A 15506-nucleotide genomic window follows, 5' to 3' on the forward strand; every position below is an offset into this window, starting at 1 on the left:
CTATGTGATATTGATTTTTATCAGCCAACCATTTCCATTCAGGAAACAGTTGGCTTTTTTATTTGCCTCAAGCTCTATTTTTCTCGGAGCAGGTGGAGACGGATGTACCTGACATTTGAGCTTTTTCCCTGCGGGCGGCCTGCAGGAGCTGCTATTCATCATCGGATATGCCTGCTGGACAGGCAGGTTAGCTCTTGGCATCCGTGTGCTGCTGGAACCAATAGGCAAGTTCGTCACTTGTCATATTTCCGGCAGCAACATCAATGATGGCCGTTTCCAGCTCAATATCCTGATAATGCAGCTTTATAGAATTGATGGTTAGGTAAACAAGGGCTGCGTGTACTGCTGTGCGCTTGTTGCCATCCCGGAAAGGGTGATCTTTAGCAATGCCGAAGCACAGCCGGGCAGCTTTGGCATAAACATCTGGGTACAGGTCTTCACCTCCAAATGTTTGAAACGGTGCATGTACAGCTGATTCCAGAAGGCCGTGGTCATGAATACCTTTTTCCATAGCGAATACTTTTTCAAGTTCTTCGTGAAATGAAAGAATATCGGCAAGTAGTAGCTGGATGTTTTCGGCAGTGTTGCTCATTTATTCTCCAGCTCCTTGTAGAGATTATAGTTTCTTTTCAGTATTTCAGCAGATGCCTGCTTTATGCGTTCAGCTATTTCAGGGGAGTTTTGGCTTGTAAGTATACGCTTATCGGTGTTTGGTTTGGAGTTCATTGTAAATTCTTTCATAAAAATCGTCCTTTCGTTATATTGAGTGGTTGTTTCCAAAAGTGAAACAACTACTTTTTATTTGTCTCAAGCCCTATTTTCTTCGGAGTCGATAGAGCCGGATGTACCTGACGTTTGAGCTTTTTCCCTGCGGGCGGCCTGCAGGAGCTGCCATTCATCATCGGATATGCCAGCGGGCCGGGCGGAGCTGTCGGCAGGGGCATGGTAGGCGGCAGTGCTTTCTGCCACATGGTCAGAGCCTGGGAAGCTGGCTGGCCGGGCGGATGTGTCAGAGTGTGACACGCCCATTACTTCTGACGGATGTGGAAAGGGCTGAGCAGATGGGGTGGCTATGGGCTGGCCGCCGTTTTTGTGGGCAGGGCCGGGGATAAAGCCTGGGGACTGGAGCTGATGAGTTCCACGGCTTGCATGTATGGCATTTGCCACCTGCAGGACATAATCCACAACGGCATCCTTGGCATCCGCTGGCAGTTGCAGCCATTGCCTGGCAAAGATTTCCTGCTCCGGCGTCAGGCTGTATTCCTTTACCAGCTGCTGGATAACTCCGTCCTCGGTGCTGGTATACATCTCCCCTGTGCCATCCACAAGCCATTGTTCAGATACATTGAAGTTGGTGCAGATAAGCTGGATAACGCGTTGAGTAACGGTGTTGCCATCTTTTTCTATATAGCTTGCTTGAGATACCTTTATTCCTATTTTTTCACCAAATGCAGTCTGGTTTAGACCTAATTGTTTGCGTAATTCCTTAATTCTTCCATTAATAGTCATAACAAAAACCTCCTTGTATATATATTATTACGAAAATCGGAAAAAGTAAAGAGAAAAGTTATTGACATTTTCTAAAAATCGTAATAGAATATAATCGAAAGTTACGATAATAGGAATTAGCGAAAGGAGATGGAAAAACATGACCAACGAAATTTCAACTAACATTCCAGCAGGCCTCCGGAAGATTTTCAACACGGTCAGGGAACTGGATACTGACTCACAGGAGCAGATTTTCCGTAGTGCATCCATTTTTGCTTACGGCCGTGTCAGTGGCAGAAAAGCAGATTACGCCGAAGGCTACAAAGCAGGCTACGCCAAGGCCATGGCAGATGCCAAAGCTGGCCAGCCAGCATAAGCCCCGGCCGGGCGGAAAGGAGAAGTGGCAGGTAACTATGAAGCGTATTCATCACGAAGCTCTGAAAAAAATAAAATGGATTTTAACAAAGCGGGCATCCCAGGCAGTTAACGAGGCAAGTGCCAAGGCACCGCGCTTCTACCACTGGCCATCCAAAACTGCCAGCCGCTGGAACCCATGCAGATGCCTCATCTGCAATAACACTTTCGGTATGATGACGAATCACCATGCCGAGAGCCACGGCTTTGCCAGTGCGGATGCGCTGATAGCATCCGGCAAAGTCACATTTCTCTAATATAAAAATCTGTCAGATAAAGAAGGAAGAAAAATATGACGGATGTCAAAGATGAGTTCCTGAGAAATCTTAATGCTAAATTGCTTAAAAATTTTTCAGCCCCGCAAATACAGGATATCAACCAGGCATTAATGCTATGCCTGCATGGTATCACAATGACAAAGCAGTGCACGGATTTGGTCGTGCATCGGGATGATAATACAAAAATATTGAAGTATTATTTTGCAGCTAAGCAGGTGGCTGGATTAAGCAAAAGATCGCTTGAATTCTATTCATCTACTCTATCAGATTTTTTAAATGTCGTAGGAAATGTTGAATTGACAAAAGTAGATGTTATAGCCATTCAATATTTTTTAGCACAAAAGAAACAAAAAGGAATAAAAAATGTCACTATTGATAACCACAGAAGAAATTTAAGCGCATTCTTTGGCTGGTTACACAAAAATAAATTTAGAAGTGACAATCCAATGGACCTGATACCAAGAATAAAATTTCCCAAGCGCACTAGAGAAGCTGTTCCTGAGGAAGATTTAGAAAAAATTAGGCAAGCATGCGACATCCGAGAACGAGCTCTCATTGAGGTATTTCTAAGTACTGGATGCCGAGTGGGCGAAATTGTCCGCATGGAAAGGCAGCAGATAGACTTTGAGAGAAGCGAAGCTATAGTGCTTGGAAAAGGAAACAAAGAACGCAAGGTATTTTTTAACGAAACAGCTAAATTCTATTTACAACAATATTTAGCAACAAGGAATGACAATAACCCAGCTTTATTTGTCAGTGATAATAAATTACATCGCAAACTGGAAATATCAGGCATTGAGATTATTGTTAGAGAAGTAGGGCGGAGAGCAGGGGTTAAAATTTTTCCTCATAAGCTTAGGCATACGTTTGCCACAAGAGCAATAAATAGAGGTATGCCAGTAGAGGTACTCCAGCGGCTTTTGGGTCATGAAAGCCTAGATACAACGACAATTTACGCCAAAGTCAATGATGAAGAAGTTAAGTATTCTCATGGAAAATATTGTTACTGAGGTGATCACATGGAAAAAGCCTTTATCAAGGAGATAAGGAGCGTTCAGTGCTCCGATCCATATACAGCATTTTTTGACATGCTGTATATGGCGATGTCAGAAATTAATTATCGGCAGGATAAAAATACAGCCTCTTACTTGGGATTGAATACTGCCCGTTATCAAGGAAAAGACAAAGAACATTTATCCAATGCTTTTGCTTATGTGATGATGATGATGGAAGAACATGCCAATAAGCGTAACTTTTATGATGTGCTAGGCAGGCTATTCCATGTCCTTGAGCTCCACAACCAGGACCGGGGCCAGTTTTTCACTCCGCAACACTTGGCAGATTTACTTGCTTCTCTGGGGGCTGATATAGAAACGTTGAAAGAGCGCAATGTACTGACTGTTTGTGAGCCGGCCGTTGGGGCCGGAGCCAATGTATTGGGATTATGCAATTACTTAATGAAGCTTGGGTACAACCCCCAGCAGGTGTTGAGGGTTGAAGCCTGCGATGTAGATATCAGATGCGTAACAATGTGTTACTTACAGATGACTCTGTACGGCATACCTGCAAAAATCATCCATGGTGACACATTGAGAATGGTGGAGAATAAAACCTTCTATACACCGTGGTGGATGATGAATAGGGGATTTATGGAAGTGAAGTGTTAATATGTACAATGAAAAAGAATCCCTTGTTCACGAGGTCATAATTGCACTTACAGAGCATTTTGGACGAGAGGATGTTTTGCGCATCCGGAATGTACTATGTGAAAAGCTCCAGCTTTTTGATGTACACGCGGTTAGCAGAGAACTGATTGCTTACAATGACACAAACAATGATATCCTAAAAAGTTTTGTAGTGTGCAAGACCATTGAAGGATTATCTCCGAAAACCTTGAAGCAATATGGATTAAGCATAAGGGATTTCCTGAAGACGATGAAAAATAAGTGCCTGAAGGAAATTGATTCAGTAGATGTGCAGTATTTTTTAGCTGAAAAAATGAACAAGGGATTATCAAGGGCAACCTTGGACAACAATAGAAGGATATTAAGCACTTTATTCTCATGGATGGTAACAAACGGTCATATTAATACCAATCCAGTAGATAGAGTGCCATGCATAAAAATGCCAAAATCAGTAAGGAAACCATTTTCACATGCAGAGATAGAAAAGCTTCGGGCTGTTGCCCCGCTGAGGGAGAGGGCCATTATAGAAATGCTGCTTGCTACAGGCTGCAGGGTGGGCGAAATAGTTGGCATCAAGATTCAGGATATTGATTTTGTCAAAAAAAGTATTGTGGTGCTGGGTAAGGGCAACAAGGAACGAACTGTGTTCTATAACGAGTCTGCTGCTTATTGGATGAATGAATATTTAAAGAAAAATCCGCGTGAAGAATCACAATGTCTGTTTCAGAGTATGAGGCGAAAAGGCGGGGAGACCCAGCCGCTAACCATAAATGCTCTGGAATGGATACTGAGAACGCTGGGCAGGAAGGCGAAGGTGGAAAACACCTATCCGCATCGCTTTCGGCATACCTTCGCAACGATGGCTGCTGGAAAAGGAATGCAAATCGACCAAATACAACACATACTTGGGCATTCCCAAATAAAAACAACTTCTATCTATATAGGTACGGACAGCCGTGAGATAAGACATTCTTATGAGAAATACTGTCAATAGAAGATTCTCCCGCCATGCCGGGAGCCATCAGAAAGACTGAACCACCCTGGTTCTTCGGTATCACCACTTTCTACCAGGGACAGGGATAAGGATAGAATTTTGTATGGCTTGTCTATCCTGCTGATGGCTGCCAGCATGGCGGGAGAAAAAGAAAAGCCCTGTCGGATATTCAGGGCAATACTTCTGCTTATTGCTAAGCGTTCCGGTGTAGACTGCACTGCCAGTTCCGAGACTGGCAGGATAAGTACCTCAAATACTTTCGCATCGCCAGCGAGGTACTGCCGGAACGATTGCGAAAGTGGGATTAGAACTTCTCAATTCCGTAGGTATCAAACCAAAATTTTTTTCTGACTGACCATTTTTGCCTACGGTCGCGTAAGTGGCCGTAAGGCGGATTATGCCGAAGCTGGCCAGCCAGCATAAGCCCATCCGGGCGGAAAGGAGTATATATGGATAAAACATTCGAAAAGGAAGAAAAAGAACTTCTCTTAGAAATTCAAAAGTTTTATTGGGAATACTTACAAGAGTATATGGCGCGGGAAGATGCGGATATATATGCGGTGAATATGGGAATAGGGCTATTGCGGGGGCTTATCTATATCTCTACAAAGTTCCATTCAGACAGATCTGTTGGCCCGTCTATAATACCATCCAGTCTGTCCCAGGGCATGTAACCTGTCACATGTAGGTAAACATTATCAGCTGCGGCGATTGGCGAATCATATACATCAAGCACATTGCCGTTGACGGCTAGATGCCACCTGATACCATCCCAGCAGATACAGAAAGTACCAACTTTACTACGAAAAAGATACATTGTATATCACCTCTCGTGGGTGAATATATCACAAATGAAAGAATAGTGCAATATATTACACTATTCGGAGGAGTGGAAAATGCAATTTAGTAATTTTTTACAGAGAAACATTGGCGAGGTCAGCCTTTATAGTTTGGCAAAACAAACGGGCATCTCGCTAGGTCAGATAATTAATTACAGCAAAGGCAAAAGCGAACCGAGCTTAAGGAATGCAGATAAAATTTGCCGGGCATTAGGTGTGAAATTGGTGCTGGGAAAATAAAAGCCCCGGCCGGGCGGAAAGGAGAAAAACATGTACAAGCCAAAAATAAAAGAAGCAGAGAAGAATATGCTCATATTCTGGAGGAGAAAACGGCAGGCTGACTGCCGCAGGGCAGCCAGGCTCTTTTATCAGGCACGGCAGCTTGGCAAGGCCGCTGTGTTCATCTGGAATCATAGAGCAGATGCCGATCTGAATGAGATAACCAACATGCGCACAGCTGTCATGCTTCAAGCCAGCCAGCTCCGGGCAGAAGCCAGGCTACTCCTTGCAGAGAATGATGAAAAATTTTGGAGATAGGAAGCTCCATGAAAAAAACTCCCGCCATGCCGGGAGCCATCAGAAAGACTGAACCACCCTGGTTCTTCAGTATCACCACTTTCTGCCAGGGGCAGGGATAAGGATAGAATTTTGTATGGCTTGGCTATCCTGCTGATGGCTGCCAGCATGGCAGGAGAAAGAAAATTAAAAGCAGCAATTTGCTGCGATATGCAGCAACTTTGGTCAAGACTGCACCGCCGGTCTTGGGTAAATTCACCCGGCAGGGATAAGGAAGTCTCTTACCAGCCATTACCGGATCCCCGGCTTCCTGCCGAAGTTGCTGCATATCGCAGCAGAAAATGAACTAGGAGGAATATATGGAAGACAAAAGATTTCAGAATCCAAAGATAAGCTTCCTGGAACAAAATAATTGCATAGATTTCGCCATACGTCTTATGGCGAAAGAAATAGCAAAGTCTATTGTGGCAGATGAAAAAGAGCGCGAAAAAGCCCAAGAGAATAGTGTTCTCACTGGCTAATAAAATCTCATATCAAGTTAAATGGAAAACAAAAAAGGAGAGTAGAAAAATGAGACCTATATACATTGATGAAGACGGCTGTAAATATACAATCGGCTTTGGTAACAGCAAGAAAGTTTTCTATATATGTGTTGCGGAGCCAGGGCTAGTAGATACATACCGTCCTCATCCTGTACTGCCGCACATGTATGACAAGGATTTGGCGGTGGAAATGCTGGAGGCCTATGCAGCCCGCCGAGGGCTGAGGAAGGTAATGACAAGTGAAATGTGACATTACTTCCGGCAGGCATACTGACGCCACCAGGAATGCGGAGCGAGATGGCGTCAGATGCCGCATCTGCGGCAAGCCATCATTCGTAAGCTCCGTGATATGTCCGATGCACCAAGGGGCGGTGCACATGAAGCACTGCCCTGACTGCGAATATTTCGTGCCGCTTCTCTGGACATGCAGTTATTACAGAAGAAAGCAGCTTGGATAGCTGCTCCGTAGCCACCAGCACCTGACACCCATATATTCTTCCTGATGTATACAACTAGAATCCATTTTAAAACATTTCCTTTCAATAAAAGTAACAACCAATTTCGTCAGGTGCTGTTGGTTGCGTAGTGGCTGCCGCAGCATACCCTCTATATTATATAGAAGCAAGTTTCAGCAGGAGCATTTCGCTCCTGCCGGAGCTTGCGAAAAAGAAAAGCGGTGGTGGCCGCTTTGGGGGCTTGTAGTAGGGTATTAACAAGTCTGCATATCTTAATTTCATAAAAATAAATTTTAAAAAGTTCAAATTTAGGTGGTGAGAAGATGGCCAGCGTTAGAAGAATTAGGAGACATGCATCCAGCATGAACAGGAAAGCGGAGTTCATGCAGGTTATGTATCTTGATTTTGATTCCAGTTCTTCTAACGGTGATCACCTTCGCCGGGGCAGGAAAATTTATAAAGAATCCATGCCCAAGCAAAAGAAGTTAAACGAGAAAAGGGCCCGGAGATACTTCGAGGCTCTGGTAGAAGCAAATTTTAAGGGAGGGAGAGATTTAGTCCTCCATCTGACATTCCGGAAAGAGAATTATCCTGAGTCAGAGGAAGAAGCAAAGAAAAGAGCAAAAGCATTCCTTCGGAACATCAATGGCAAGAGGAAAAGGAGAGGCCTGGGCAATGCCAGATACATCATCGTCTTCGAGGTTTCCAAGACTGGACGGTTCCATTTTCACATCATCATGGATGGGGAGATGGACAGGGATACCGTGGAGGCCACCTGGACGCATGGGTACTGCAATGCAGACAGGCTGAAAGCTGACAGCAGAGATGGCCTCTCCGCCATCATCAGCTATCTTGCCAAAGGCGGGGGGAATCTCCCATCCGGGGAGGAAAACGAAAGAAGCAAGTGGCAAAAGCGGTGGATACCATCCAGAGGGCTGGTGCGCCCATGGATAAGCGAAGCTAAAAGCAGCATATCCAAGAAGCGGTTTGCCAGCATCGTGGAGCTGCCGGAGGACAGCGAGCTGTTCATCAGTGCCATAGAGAAGGACAACAAGGGATACCGAGTCCAAAGCATAGAAAAGTCCTTCAATGAGCAGACCGGGCGGTGGTATATCTTCTGCCGGATGAGAGTGAAAGAAACAAAAGATAAAGAACATATCCACAGGAAAAACACAGTCAGTGGATAAAAAAGAGGAGGGGAGCGGACTGAATGAGATTTGACACAATGCCCTGGGACAAGGATTACGATGCAGAAGCGCACCGGGCGGAGTGCCAGAGGATGTATGCCACCAACAAGCTGAAGGGGCAGATGGCAAACGATGCCGGGCATCTGATGGAAAAGCAGATTGAAACCGCAGCGGAGGAATACCTGCTGAATGGCATCGCCAAAGTTATCAAGGTGCCGGAGCCATTCAGAGTGGTAAAGAAATACCGCAACGGAAAAGCACAGATATATTTTCAGGAGCACGCAGAGCCGGATTTCATCGGGAGCATATACCCGTCCGGGCGGTGCATCGTATTCGAGGCGAAATACACTGACACCACCAGGATACGCCTCAAGGCGGTGACGGAAAATCAGCAACGTGCCCTGGACACCCATACAGCTCTGGGAGCAATCACGGCGGTGTGCTGCGGCATCCAAGGCAGATACTATTTCGTGCCATGGAAAATTTTCCGCGACATGAAGCGAATCCTGGGGCACTATTCCGCCAGCCAGCAGGAGCTGGAGCCTTTTGAAGTAAAATTCACAGGCAATGCAATCATGTTCCTGCATTACAAGCGGCCAAAGGAACACCGCCTGGAATTTATGCGCAAGTACAGCATCGCGGATGCAGACGAAGACATGAACAAGAAAAAGGAGCAGACCAAATGACAGAAAACAGAATAAAGAGAAAAATGCGGGTGCTGAGCATCTGCAACCTGAAAGGCGGCGTGGGCAAGACCACCACGGCCGTAAACCTTGCCGGTATCCTTGCCACGGATTTTGGCAAGAGGGTGCTGGTAATAGACAATGACCAGCAGGGAAATGCCAGCCAGTTCTTCCAGGTATTTCACCCGGACAACATCGGCACAGCGGAAATCCTCTGCTTGGAAAACGAGATTGATGACTGCATCAAAAAGACGTCCAATCCAAACATCGATGTTGTTCCAGCCAACATGAACCTGGCCGCTGCCAATCATGATTTAATCAGCAGAACCAGCGGTATGCCGACACAGATAAGGCTTAGAGAAGCACTCAAGCAGGTGGCGGAGGATTATGATTTTGCCATCATCGATAACGGCCCGAACCTTGAGGTCAGCTTCATCAATGCCATAGTTTCCTCTGATGATTTCATCATTCCGGTGAAGATAGACAAGTACAGCTTCTATGGCATATCCACCCTGATGGACCAGATACAGGACATGTCATACTGGAAACCCCATATCAATTTCGTTGGCTGCCTGGTGACGATGCAGCACAGCGGAAACCAGCTGGAGAACGAGGGTGTTGAATGGCTGGCAGGCGGCCATGCCAGCACAGGGAACCAGCGGTACAAAATCATGAACACGAAAATTAAATATTCTCCAAGAGTCAATGATACGACTTTTGGCTCCGAGCTCATAACGGTATTGAGCGGTCGGAGCCAGGCGGCCAGGAATTACAAGGAGCTGGCAGCCGAGTACCTCGAGTTTGTTGCTAATAACGCAGTTGATGATACTGCTCGCGTGTGAAAGGAGGTACCGCGATGGAGAGGATCAAAAAGGCAAGGTGCCGTGCAGGCAGTTATCCGGTAAGAAGCATCACAAAGCGCAATGTGCTGGTGAAGCGTGTTGCCATCCGGGCGGAGAAAAGTCAGCTCCGCCAGCAGAGGATAGATGCCGCGCTGAGTGAGTTCTGCGAGAATATCGGCATGGAAAGAAGCAGCCTGACATGGGGGAATATAGCAAAGGTAATGCTGACCACATTGTCAGCATGGCTGATGACGTGCTTGGTGGTATAGGAGACAGATATGACAATTATCCGGACATCAATTAAGACATGTTTGATTGTCCTTATAGCACTGATTTTGATGTGACAAAAGCAAAGGAGAAAGCAAAATGCCAAAGTTTAGTATAACTGCTGTTGGCAATGGCGAAAGCAAGCCGGCCAATGAAATGCGCTGGGTAAACCTCAATCAGCTCGAGGAAGACCCGATGAACGAGGAAATATATAACACGGACGGGATAGAGGAACTGGCAGCGGATATAGAGCTGAACGGCCTCATGCAATATCCGCTGGTGCGGTTCATGCCGGGCGGAATGTATCGCATCATCAGCGGCCACAGGCGGGTAAAAGCACTCCGCCTGCTGGCAAAGCAGGACAAGGAGCAATGGAAAACGATACCTGTTATTCTGGACAGCGACAAGGACGAAACCAGCATCGCTATCAAGCTGATTTCTGCCAATGCAGTAAACAGGCACATGACACGCCGGGAGCAGTTTCTCCAAGCTATCAAACTGTATGAGCTTCTGACCGAGCAGAAGGAAAAAGAGAACCTGCCGGGGCGTGTCCGGGATATGGTGGCCAAGAAGCTGAATATCTCCAGCGGAAGCGTGGGAGCGTTTCTCCAACTCGCAAACAACCTGAATGGCATATTGCTGGATTATTATCTTAACGGCAGTATGTCTAAATCGGCGGCCATTGAGGCATCTAAGCTGCCAGATGAGGAACAGGTTGCCTTGATTGAAGCTATAGAGTACGGAGACATTGAACCACCGCAATTACTGTCAGCGGACATTATTAGGGCGCATTTTGCCAAATATTTTGAAGCTGGCGAGAGTGAGCCGAAGGAAATTGAATCAGACAGCGCGGATGAAAGCGTGTCACACTCTGACACGCAGGAACAGGAGAAAATACCAAAAAAATGGAATCCATACAGTGGCTGGGTGGAGCTGCCGGAGGAAAGACGGCTGGAAATCATGCGCAATGTAGAAAAGGTTGGCGCGACCGATATAGAGCCGTGTGAGCAGTGCCATCTGGGTACCAACTGTGTCGGCTGCTGCAAAGCGTGCCTTGCCGGTTGCGGCGCGAGACAGGGGTGCCATAGAGAGCAGGGAGCTGCTTATCGTGAGCAAGAAAAAAGCGTGTCACACTCTGACACGCAGAAAAAAGAAAATGCTGTTTCTGATACTAAGGCTTCGCCTGCATATTGGACACCTAATTCCGGCTATGTAGAGGGCACATGCGCATTTCCGTCAGCCTTGGCAGAGTGTCATGAATGTCACGAGGCTACCAGGTGCCAAGGCTGTTGCGATAAATGCAATAACCATTGCGAATTATATCAGGACTGCGCCAAGAAAAAGAGAATGCAGGCTCTCAAAGACAGCTACGGCAGTAGACATCTGGAAGTGTTGAGTTTAATTAACAATATGACATATCTCGCCACACACCTAAAAAGTGGCTGCAATAAGATTATTGAAATCGCTGGCGGCTGCACACCCGATTGCCCGCTGTACGTTGATAAGGCCTGCAACCTGCCTGACCATTATCCGTACAGTGATGATTTCCTGCTGGAAGCCAGGGAAAACAACAAGCAGCTTGATTTTAACATGAAGAGGGCAGGTGTATGACATGGCGAAGTTCAGTAAAAAGATATTAATCAACCAGGTGAAACGCTATGACAGGGAGCGCATCAAGGACATGCCCGGCAGGAAGCCCTTCAGCACCAAGGAAATCCATGCAGCTATTCAGGAAGAAAAGCGGAGCAACTACATCCGGGCGGATGAGTTGCAGAAGCTGATTGATGTTGCCAGGGGCCACGCATTGTGGCTCCACATGCTGGTCCTGAAGGACGGATTTCAATTCTCATCAAGGCAGCTATTGCAGTACCGGGATGAGTTGCAGTCAGTGTATAAATACGCTATTGACGATACAAGCGGTGGCAGCTTCGACGATATTGTGAAATACACGGTGCATGGCAGTCCCAAAGAGGATGCAGGCTCATTCGGCATGACAGATTATGAGCTGGAACCATTTGATCCTGATGGGCGGGTTATGGACAGAATACAGGGAACAGCGACACAAAGCCCAGTATTCATCTACAAGAAGTTCAAGCGCACCTACTATGAGTTTCAAAAATCCGAGGTAGCCTCCATGTTGGTGCTTCATGACGTCTTCGGCTTCCGCCGCATCCGCCTCCAGCGATTTATCGAAACATTGCGTGTCAGATATGACACGGGCATAGATGACCACCAGAAGAAAATGGATTATTTGGAGAAGCTGTGCAAGACACAGTTCAAGGAGTTTAATCCAATCAGGCACGGCAGGGGTATATTTGATACGGCCTGTGCTGAAGCCTGAAAAAGGCAATAAAAAAGCCCTATTGCTTCTGCCGTAGCGATAGGGCCCCTTTTAAGGGCAGTATCAGGAGGCATGAGCCTTGAAAGCCTGATTAAGCGTGAAAAATATGCATTGCGGGAGTGGTGAATATGAAAGAGCTTAGTGATTTTTTAAGTATCAGTGAAAAGGATTTATTGATAGGCCTGTCCGCAACCTTTGGTAGCGGCTTTGTGCTGGGAATTATAGCAGCAGCGGAATTTTTCAGGGGAATAAGCGGATGAGTGAGCAAAAAATATAAAGCAAATATTTTTCTATGTGTAAAAACTAGATGGAGTTGATTTCAGGAATGAATAAATACGCAGAATACATTATGAACACATTAACAGCTCGCGAGCTCTTAGAGCAGCTTGCCGAGGAATGTAGTGAGCTGTCCAAGGCTTCCTTGAAGCTCATCAGGGCACTTGAGTTGAGCGAAAACGCCACGCCGATAGATAAGATTGAGGCGTATGATAACTTCATAGAAGAACAGAAGGATGTTATATCGGTGCTGTGGCTACTGACTAATAGTGATCGGTATGCCCACATTGACGACTACTCAAAGTATGAGAGATGGGCAAAACGCTTAGGATACGAGGAGAAAAGCAACTGCACAATCCAAGGGAGCGAGCAAAATGATTAAGTTATCAAAATACAGGGCGTATTCGCAAAAGAAGAAAACGACTTATTCAACCCGCTGTATTGGCAGGATTATTGTCTGGAAGAACGGAGAAATATCTGACAGGTACATTGGCCATCTTGCCATATACGATGATGAAAGCGTAAGATGCCGTGGCAAATACAGTGATACCGAGAAAGACATCCGCAAGGCACAGGAGGAACTTGATTGTTTTGCAGACAATCACAGCTATAAGTACCAGGGGCAAAACACGGAGTTGCCGACATACGAATACTACCGATATGGCGGCGGATATTTCCGCGTATAATTCACATGGGAGGGGTGATATTATGGACATCCTGACAATAGCTGCTTTCCTGGGCGGAGTCTTGGTGGGCGGTGCGCTTGGAGCATTGTTCATCTGCATATTCATAGGAGCAGCAAAACCAAGAAGAAGGAGATACACTGATGGAAAAATCAAAAATGTGTTATATCATCGCTAGCAAGATAAAAGAGCTGGAAAAGTGGGATGATGATCTGATTAAGCAAATCGATGAGCTTAATGAAAAGCTCCAGAAGGAAACTGACGAAGAGGTCAAGGAAACGCTCATGTACGCAATTGCTTTCAAGCAGGGGGCCAGCATGGCATTTGGGCAGATAGGCAACAGCCTAAATACATTAATCAGCGAAATAGAGAGGTATTGACATGATGCAAGAAGATACGGACATGGAAATGAGCTGCATTGATTGCAAATACTGGGACGAGGTTATGCGCAAGGGCCGCCTGAAGTACAGATGCATCAATGAGAATTCTATGTACTATATGCACGATACTGGCGCGGTCCAGCAATGTGCAGAATTTGAAAAAATATGAGAAGGGCGGGAAGCTGATTGAACAGAAATACAGGCAACAAATACACCAAAATAGTTGAATGGCATTTATTCCGGGAGAAGGAAATCCGTCAGGCCGTCATGGAGGCACGGCTGGACAGTGCCTCATCAGGAAATTCTTCCGGCAAGGTCATCAGCAACCCGACCGAAAACGCAGCCCTTCGCAATATAGCACCACTTGCCAAGGTGGTGCTATCGGACGGTTCGGAGGTATTCCGGCCAGAAGAATGGCTGATTGCCATCAAGAGGATATACGGCAGCCTTGATGGAGAGCAAAGGGTTTTGGCGGAAAGCAGGTATAGGAACAAGAGGCAATATTTCAAGGATTGCCAAAGAGGATATATATCCAAAAGCAAATATTATACAATGCTGGACCGCATCAAAAGCCATGCTGTTGCCGTGGCGGTTCAGGCAGGACTTATAAGAGTGTACTAAAAAAGCCGTGGGTACAGATAAAACATGTACTCACGGCTAAAATTTTTTATAAAAATCTTGAAAAAGCATTGACAAAAATACAAAACGTATGTTATAATATAATCAGAGTTAAGGAAAGGAGGGAAAGTCATGGACGATATAATAAGCCTTGTAACAGCGATAATCAACTTGGCAACCGCGATTATCGTGTACAAGGCCTCCAAGAAGTAATGCAAAAGCTCCCTTGCTGCGGCAGGGGAGCCGACTCCTTGGTTATATTATAATCGTCATGGCAAAGATATGCAAGAGATAACATTTGTGATTGCAACTGCTGCCTTTGTGCTTGCAGTCTACAATCTGAGAAACGCAATCAAGAAACTTTTAAAGAAAGGTGAGTGAGCAACATGACTGAAAACACATGGGGCGGGGCGAGAGCTGGTTCCGGGCGGAAGCTGACGGCACCCGAGGGAGTTCCACGCAAACAGCACCAGCTCAGGGCATCTGACAGCGAATGGGAGCTGATTCGCCAGCTGGCCGCCATCGTCAAGAAGAATCCTGAAAAAGTGAAAGAATTTTTGGCAGAAAATGCCCTCTAAGCCAGATGGCACAAGGGATAGAAAAAATTTCTTATTCCGGGAATAATTTTCCAAAATCCGTGGTATAATGGTTATACTAGCGGATAAAGAAAAAAGTGAAGCCTCACAGGTTGCTGTGGGGCTTTTCTGTTGCGCGGATGAAGGGCGGTGAGCTGGTGACAAAGGTGTATTGCAATACAAGTGACTGTGCGCACAATGAAGATGATGTGTGCCAGGCTGCTATGATATACTGTGTCAATCGCAGGTGCAGGACACGCAGGACTGTCAGCACCCGTGACCTGATGCAGGGGGCCAGCGGCTCACGCTGCCAGAAGTCAGGCGGCAGCTACAAAAACAAGGATATAAAAGTGCTGAAATAAAGGAACATGGTATATTGCTATGTTCCTTTTCTATTGCCTGTTTTGCAATTTGGGTAGGTTCTTTCAGCGAAAATAAAAGGC

The 15506-nt window shown here is 46.0% G+C and carries 29 protein-coding genes; 26 read left to right on the plus strand and 3 right to left on the minus strand.

All coding sequences use genetic code 11. From position 1 onward, the window contains the following. Window positions 1-187: 187 nt before the first annotated feature. From FYJ84_RS09310 to FYJ84_RS09315, 3 genes are all read right to left on the minus strand, one after another. Window positions 188-592 carry a type II toxin-antitoxin system death-on-curing family toxin gene (locus FYJ84_RS09310; RefSeq protein WP_154407337.1) on the minus strand — a complete coding sequence of 135 codons (405 nt, stop codon included), beginning with the start codon at window positions 590-592 and terminating at the stop codon, window positions 188-190. Further along, window positions 589-741 (minus strand): hypothetical protein, encoded by a 153-nt coding sequence (locus FYJ84_RS14470; protein WP_205764181.1) that lies wholly within the window; start codon window positions 739-741, stop codon window positions 589-591. Before FYJ84_RS14470 ends, FYJ84_RS09310 begins: the two co-directional genes overlap by 4 nt. Window positions 742-807: 66 nt before the next feature. Continuing rightward, complete coding sequence (locus FYJ84_RS09315) at window positions 808-1509, minus strand: helix-turn-helix domain-containing protein (protein ID WP_154407338.1); 702 nt, start codon at window positions 1507-1509, stop codon at window positions 808-810. 139 nt (window positions 1510-1648) lie between these two features. On the opposite strand from FYJ84_RS09315, the gene FYJ84_RS09320 reads away from it, so the two are divergent. From FYJ84_RS09320 to FYJ84_RS09440, 26 genes are all read left to right on the plus strand, one after another. Then, the gene (locus tag FYJ84_RS09320) at window positions 1649-1864 is read left to right on the plus strand and encodes a hypothetical protein (protein ID WP_154407339.1); all 216 of its coding nucleotides are present in this window, start codon (window positions 1649-1651) and stop codon (window positions 1862-1864) included. Then, on the plus strand, window positions 1779-2159 hold the full coding sequence (locus FYJ84_RS09325) for a hypothetical protein (RefSeq protein WP_154407340.1): 381 nt from the start codon (window positions 1779-1781) through the stop codon (window positions 2157-2159). Before FYJ84_RS09320 ends, FYJ84_RS09325 begins: the two co-directional genes overlap by 86 nt. Before the next feature lie 35 nt (window positions 2160-2194). After that, on the plus strand, window positions 2195-3190 hold the full coding sequence (locus FYJ84_RS09330) for a tyrosine-type recombinase/integrase (RefSeq protein ID WP_154407341.1): 996 nt from the start codon (window positions 2195-2197) through the stop codon (window positions 3188-3190). A 9-nt stretch (window positions 3191-3199) separates the two neighbouring features. After that, on the plus strand, window positions 3200-3847 hold the full coding sequence (locus tag FYJ84_RS09335) for an N-6 DNA methylase (RefSeq protein WP_154407342.1): 648 nt from the start codon (window positions 3200-3202) through the stop codon (window positions 3845-3847). Between the two features lies 1 nt (window position 3848). Continuing rightward, complete coding sequence (locus tag FYJ84_RS09340) at window positions 3849-4859, plus strand: tyrosine-type recombinase/integrase (RefSeq protein WP_154407343.1); 1011 nt, start codon at window positions 3849-3851, stop codon at window positions 4857-4859. A gap of 449 nt (window positions 4860-5308) precedes the next feature. Beyond that, window positions 5309-5533: a hypothetical protein gene (locus FYJ84_RS09345; protein WP_154407344.1), complete on the plus strand. Its 225-nt coding sequence runs from the start codon at window positions 5309-5311 to the stop codon at window positions 5531-5533. A gap of 222 nt (window positions 5534-5755) precedes the next feature. Further along, window positions 5756-5938, plus strand: a complete 183-nt coding sequence (locus FYJ84_RS09350; protein ID WP_154407345.1) for a helix-turn-helix domain-containing protein — start codon at window positions 5756-5758, stop codon at window positions 5936-5938. 30 nt (window positions 5939-5968) lie between these two features. After that, window positions 5969-6235 carry a hypothetical protein gene (locus FYJ84_RS09355; RefSeq protein WP_154407346.1) on the plus strand — a complete coding sequence of 89 codons (267 nt, stop codon included), beginning with the start codon at window positions 5969-5971 and terminating at the stop codon, window positions 6233-6235. A 338-nt stretch (window positions 6236-6573) separates the two neighbouring features. Then, the gene (locus FYJ84_RS09360; RefSeq protein ID WP_154407347.1) at window positions 6574-6735 is read left to right on the plus strand and encodes a hypothetical protein; all 162 of its coding nucleotides are present in this window, start codon (window positions 6574-6576) and stop codon (window positions 6733-6735) included. 49 nt (window positions 6736-6784) lie between these two features. Continuing rightward, window positions 6785-7006, plus strand: coding sequence for a hypothetical protein (locus tag FYJ84_RS09365; protein WP_154407348.1), 222 nt, complete (start codon window positions 6785-6787; stop codon window positions 7004-7006). Beyond that, complete coding sequence (locus FYJ84_RS09370; RefSeq protein WP_154407349.1) at window positions 6996-7214, plus strand: hypothetical protein; 219 nt, start codon at window positions 6996-6998, stop codon at window positions 7212-7214. Before FYJ84_RS09365 ends, FYJ84_RS09370 begins: the two co-directional genes overlap by 11 nt. Window positions 7215-7573: 359 nt before the next feature. Beyond that, on the plus strand, window positions 7574-8398 hold the full coding sequence (locus FYJ84_RS09375; protein WP_154407350.1) for a rolling circle replication-associated protein: 825 nt from the start codon (window positions 7574-7576) through the stop codon (window positions 8396-8398). 23 nt (window positions 8399-8421) lie between these two features. Continuing rightward, on the plus strand, window positions 8422-9084 hold the full coding sequence (locus FYJ84_RS09380; protein ID WP_154407351.1) for a Holliday junction resolvase RecU: 663 nt from the start codon (window positions 8422-8424) through the stop codon (window positions 9082-9084). Beyond that, window positions 9081-9923: a ParA family protein gene (locus FYJ84_RS09385; protein WP_154407352.1), complete on the plus strand. Its 843-nt coding sequence runs from the start codon at window positions 9081-9083 to the stop codon at window positions 9921-9923. Before FYJ84_RS09380 ends, FYJ84_RS09385 begins: the two co-directional genes overlap by 4 nt. A 14-nt stretch (window positions 9924-9937) precedes the next feature. Next, window positions 9938-10192 carry a hypothetical protein gene (locus FYJ84_RS09390; protein ID WP_154407353.1) on the plus strand — a complete coding sequence of 85 codons (255 nt, stop codon included), beginning with the start codon at window positions 9938-9940 and terminating at the stop codon, window positions 10190-10192. Window positions 10193-10289: 97 nt separating this feature from the next. Continuing rightward, complete coding sequence (locus FYJ84_RS09395; protein ID WP_154407354.1) at window positions 10290-11801, plus strand: ParB/RepB/Spo0J family partition protein; 1512 nt, start codon at window positions 10290-10292, stop codon at window positions 11799-11801. Window position 11802: 1 nt separating this feature from the next. Then, entirely contained in the window at window positions 11803-12531 is a 729-nt protein-coding gene (locus FYJ84_RS09400) for a hypothetical protein (protein ID WP_154407355.1), read from the plus strand. Window positions 12532-12659: 128 nt separating this feature from the next. Then, window positions 12660-12791: a hypothetical protein gene (locus FYJ84_RS14820; RefSeq protein ID WP_268878715.1), complete on the plus strand. Its 132-nt coding sequence runs from the start codon at window positions 12660-12662 to the stop codon at window positions 12789-12791. A gap of 47 nt (window positions 12792-12838) precedes the next feature. Beyond that, the gene (locus FYJ84_RS09405) at window positions 12839-13189 is read left to right on the plus strand and encodes a hypothetical protein (protein WP_154407356.1); all 351 of its coding nucleotides are present in this window, start codon (window positions 12839-12841) and stop codon (window positions 13187-13189) included. Then, a complete protein-coding gene (locus FYJ84_RS09410; RefSeq protein WP_154407357.1) occupies window positions 13182-13493 on the plus strand; it encodes a hypothetical protein in 312 nt (103 codons plus the stop codon). The genes FYJ84_RS09405 and FYJ84_RS09410 overlap by 8 nt, the downstream gene beginning before the upstream one ends. 22 nt (window positions 13494-13515) lie before the next feature. Then, window positions 13516-13668 (plus strand): hypothetical protein, encoded by a 153-nt coding sequence (locus FYJ84_RS09415; protein WP_154407358.1) that lies wholly within the window; start codon window positions 13516-13518, stop codon window positions 13666-13668. After that, window positions 13634-13870: a hypothetical protein gene (locus FYJ84_RS09420; RefSeq protein WP_154407359.1), complete on the plus strand. Its 237-nt coding sequence runs from the start codon at window positions 13634-13636 to the stop codon at window positions 13868-13870. The genes FYJ84_RS09415 and FYJ84_RS09420 overlap by 35 nt, the downstream gene beginning before the upstream one ends. 1 nt (window position 13871) lies before the next feature. Continuing rightward, complete coding sequence (locus tag FYJ84_RS09425) at window positions 13872-14039, plus strand: hypothetical protein (protein ID WP_154407360.1); 168 nt, start codon at window positions 13872-13874, stop codon at window positions 14037-14039. 17 nt (window positions 14040-14056) lie between these two features. Further along, complete coding sequence (locus FYJ84_RS09430) at window positions 14057-14491, plus strand: hypothetical protein (RefSeq protein WP_154407361.1); 435 nt, start codon at window positions 14057-14059, stop codon at window positions 14489-14491. Between the two features lie 383 nt (window positions 14492-14874). Continuing rightward, window positions 14875-15066, plus strand: a complete 192-nt coding sequence (locus FYJ84_RS09435; RefSeq protein ID WP_154407362.1) for a hypothetical protein — start codon at window positions 14875-14877, stop codon at window positions 15064-15066. Window positions 15067-15161: 95 nt separating this feature from the next. After that, window positions 15162-15425 (plus strand): hypothetical protein, encoded by a 264-nt coding sequence (locus tag FYJ84_RS09440; protein WP_154407363.1) that lies wholly within the window; start codon window positions 15162-15164, stop codon window positions 15423-15425. Window positions 15426-15506: the final 81 nt, after the last annotated feature.

Source organism: Anaerovibrio slackiae (genome assembly GCF_009695585.1).
GTDB classification, from domain to species: Bacteria; Bacillota; Negativicutes; order Selenomonadales; family Selenomonadaceae; genus Anaerovibrio; species Anaerovibrio slackiae.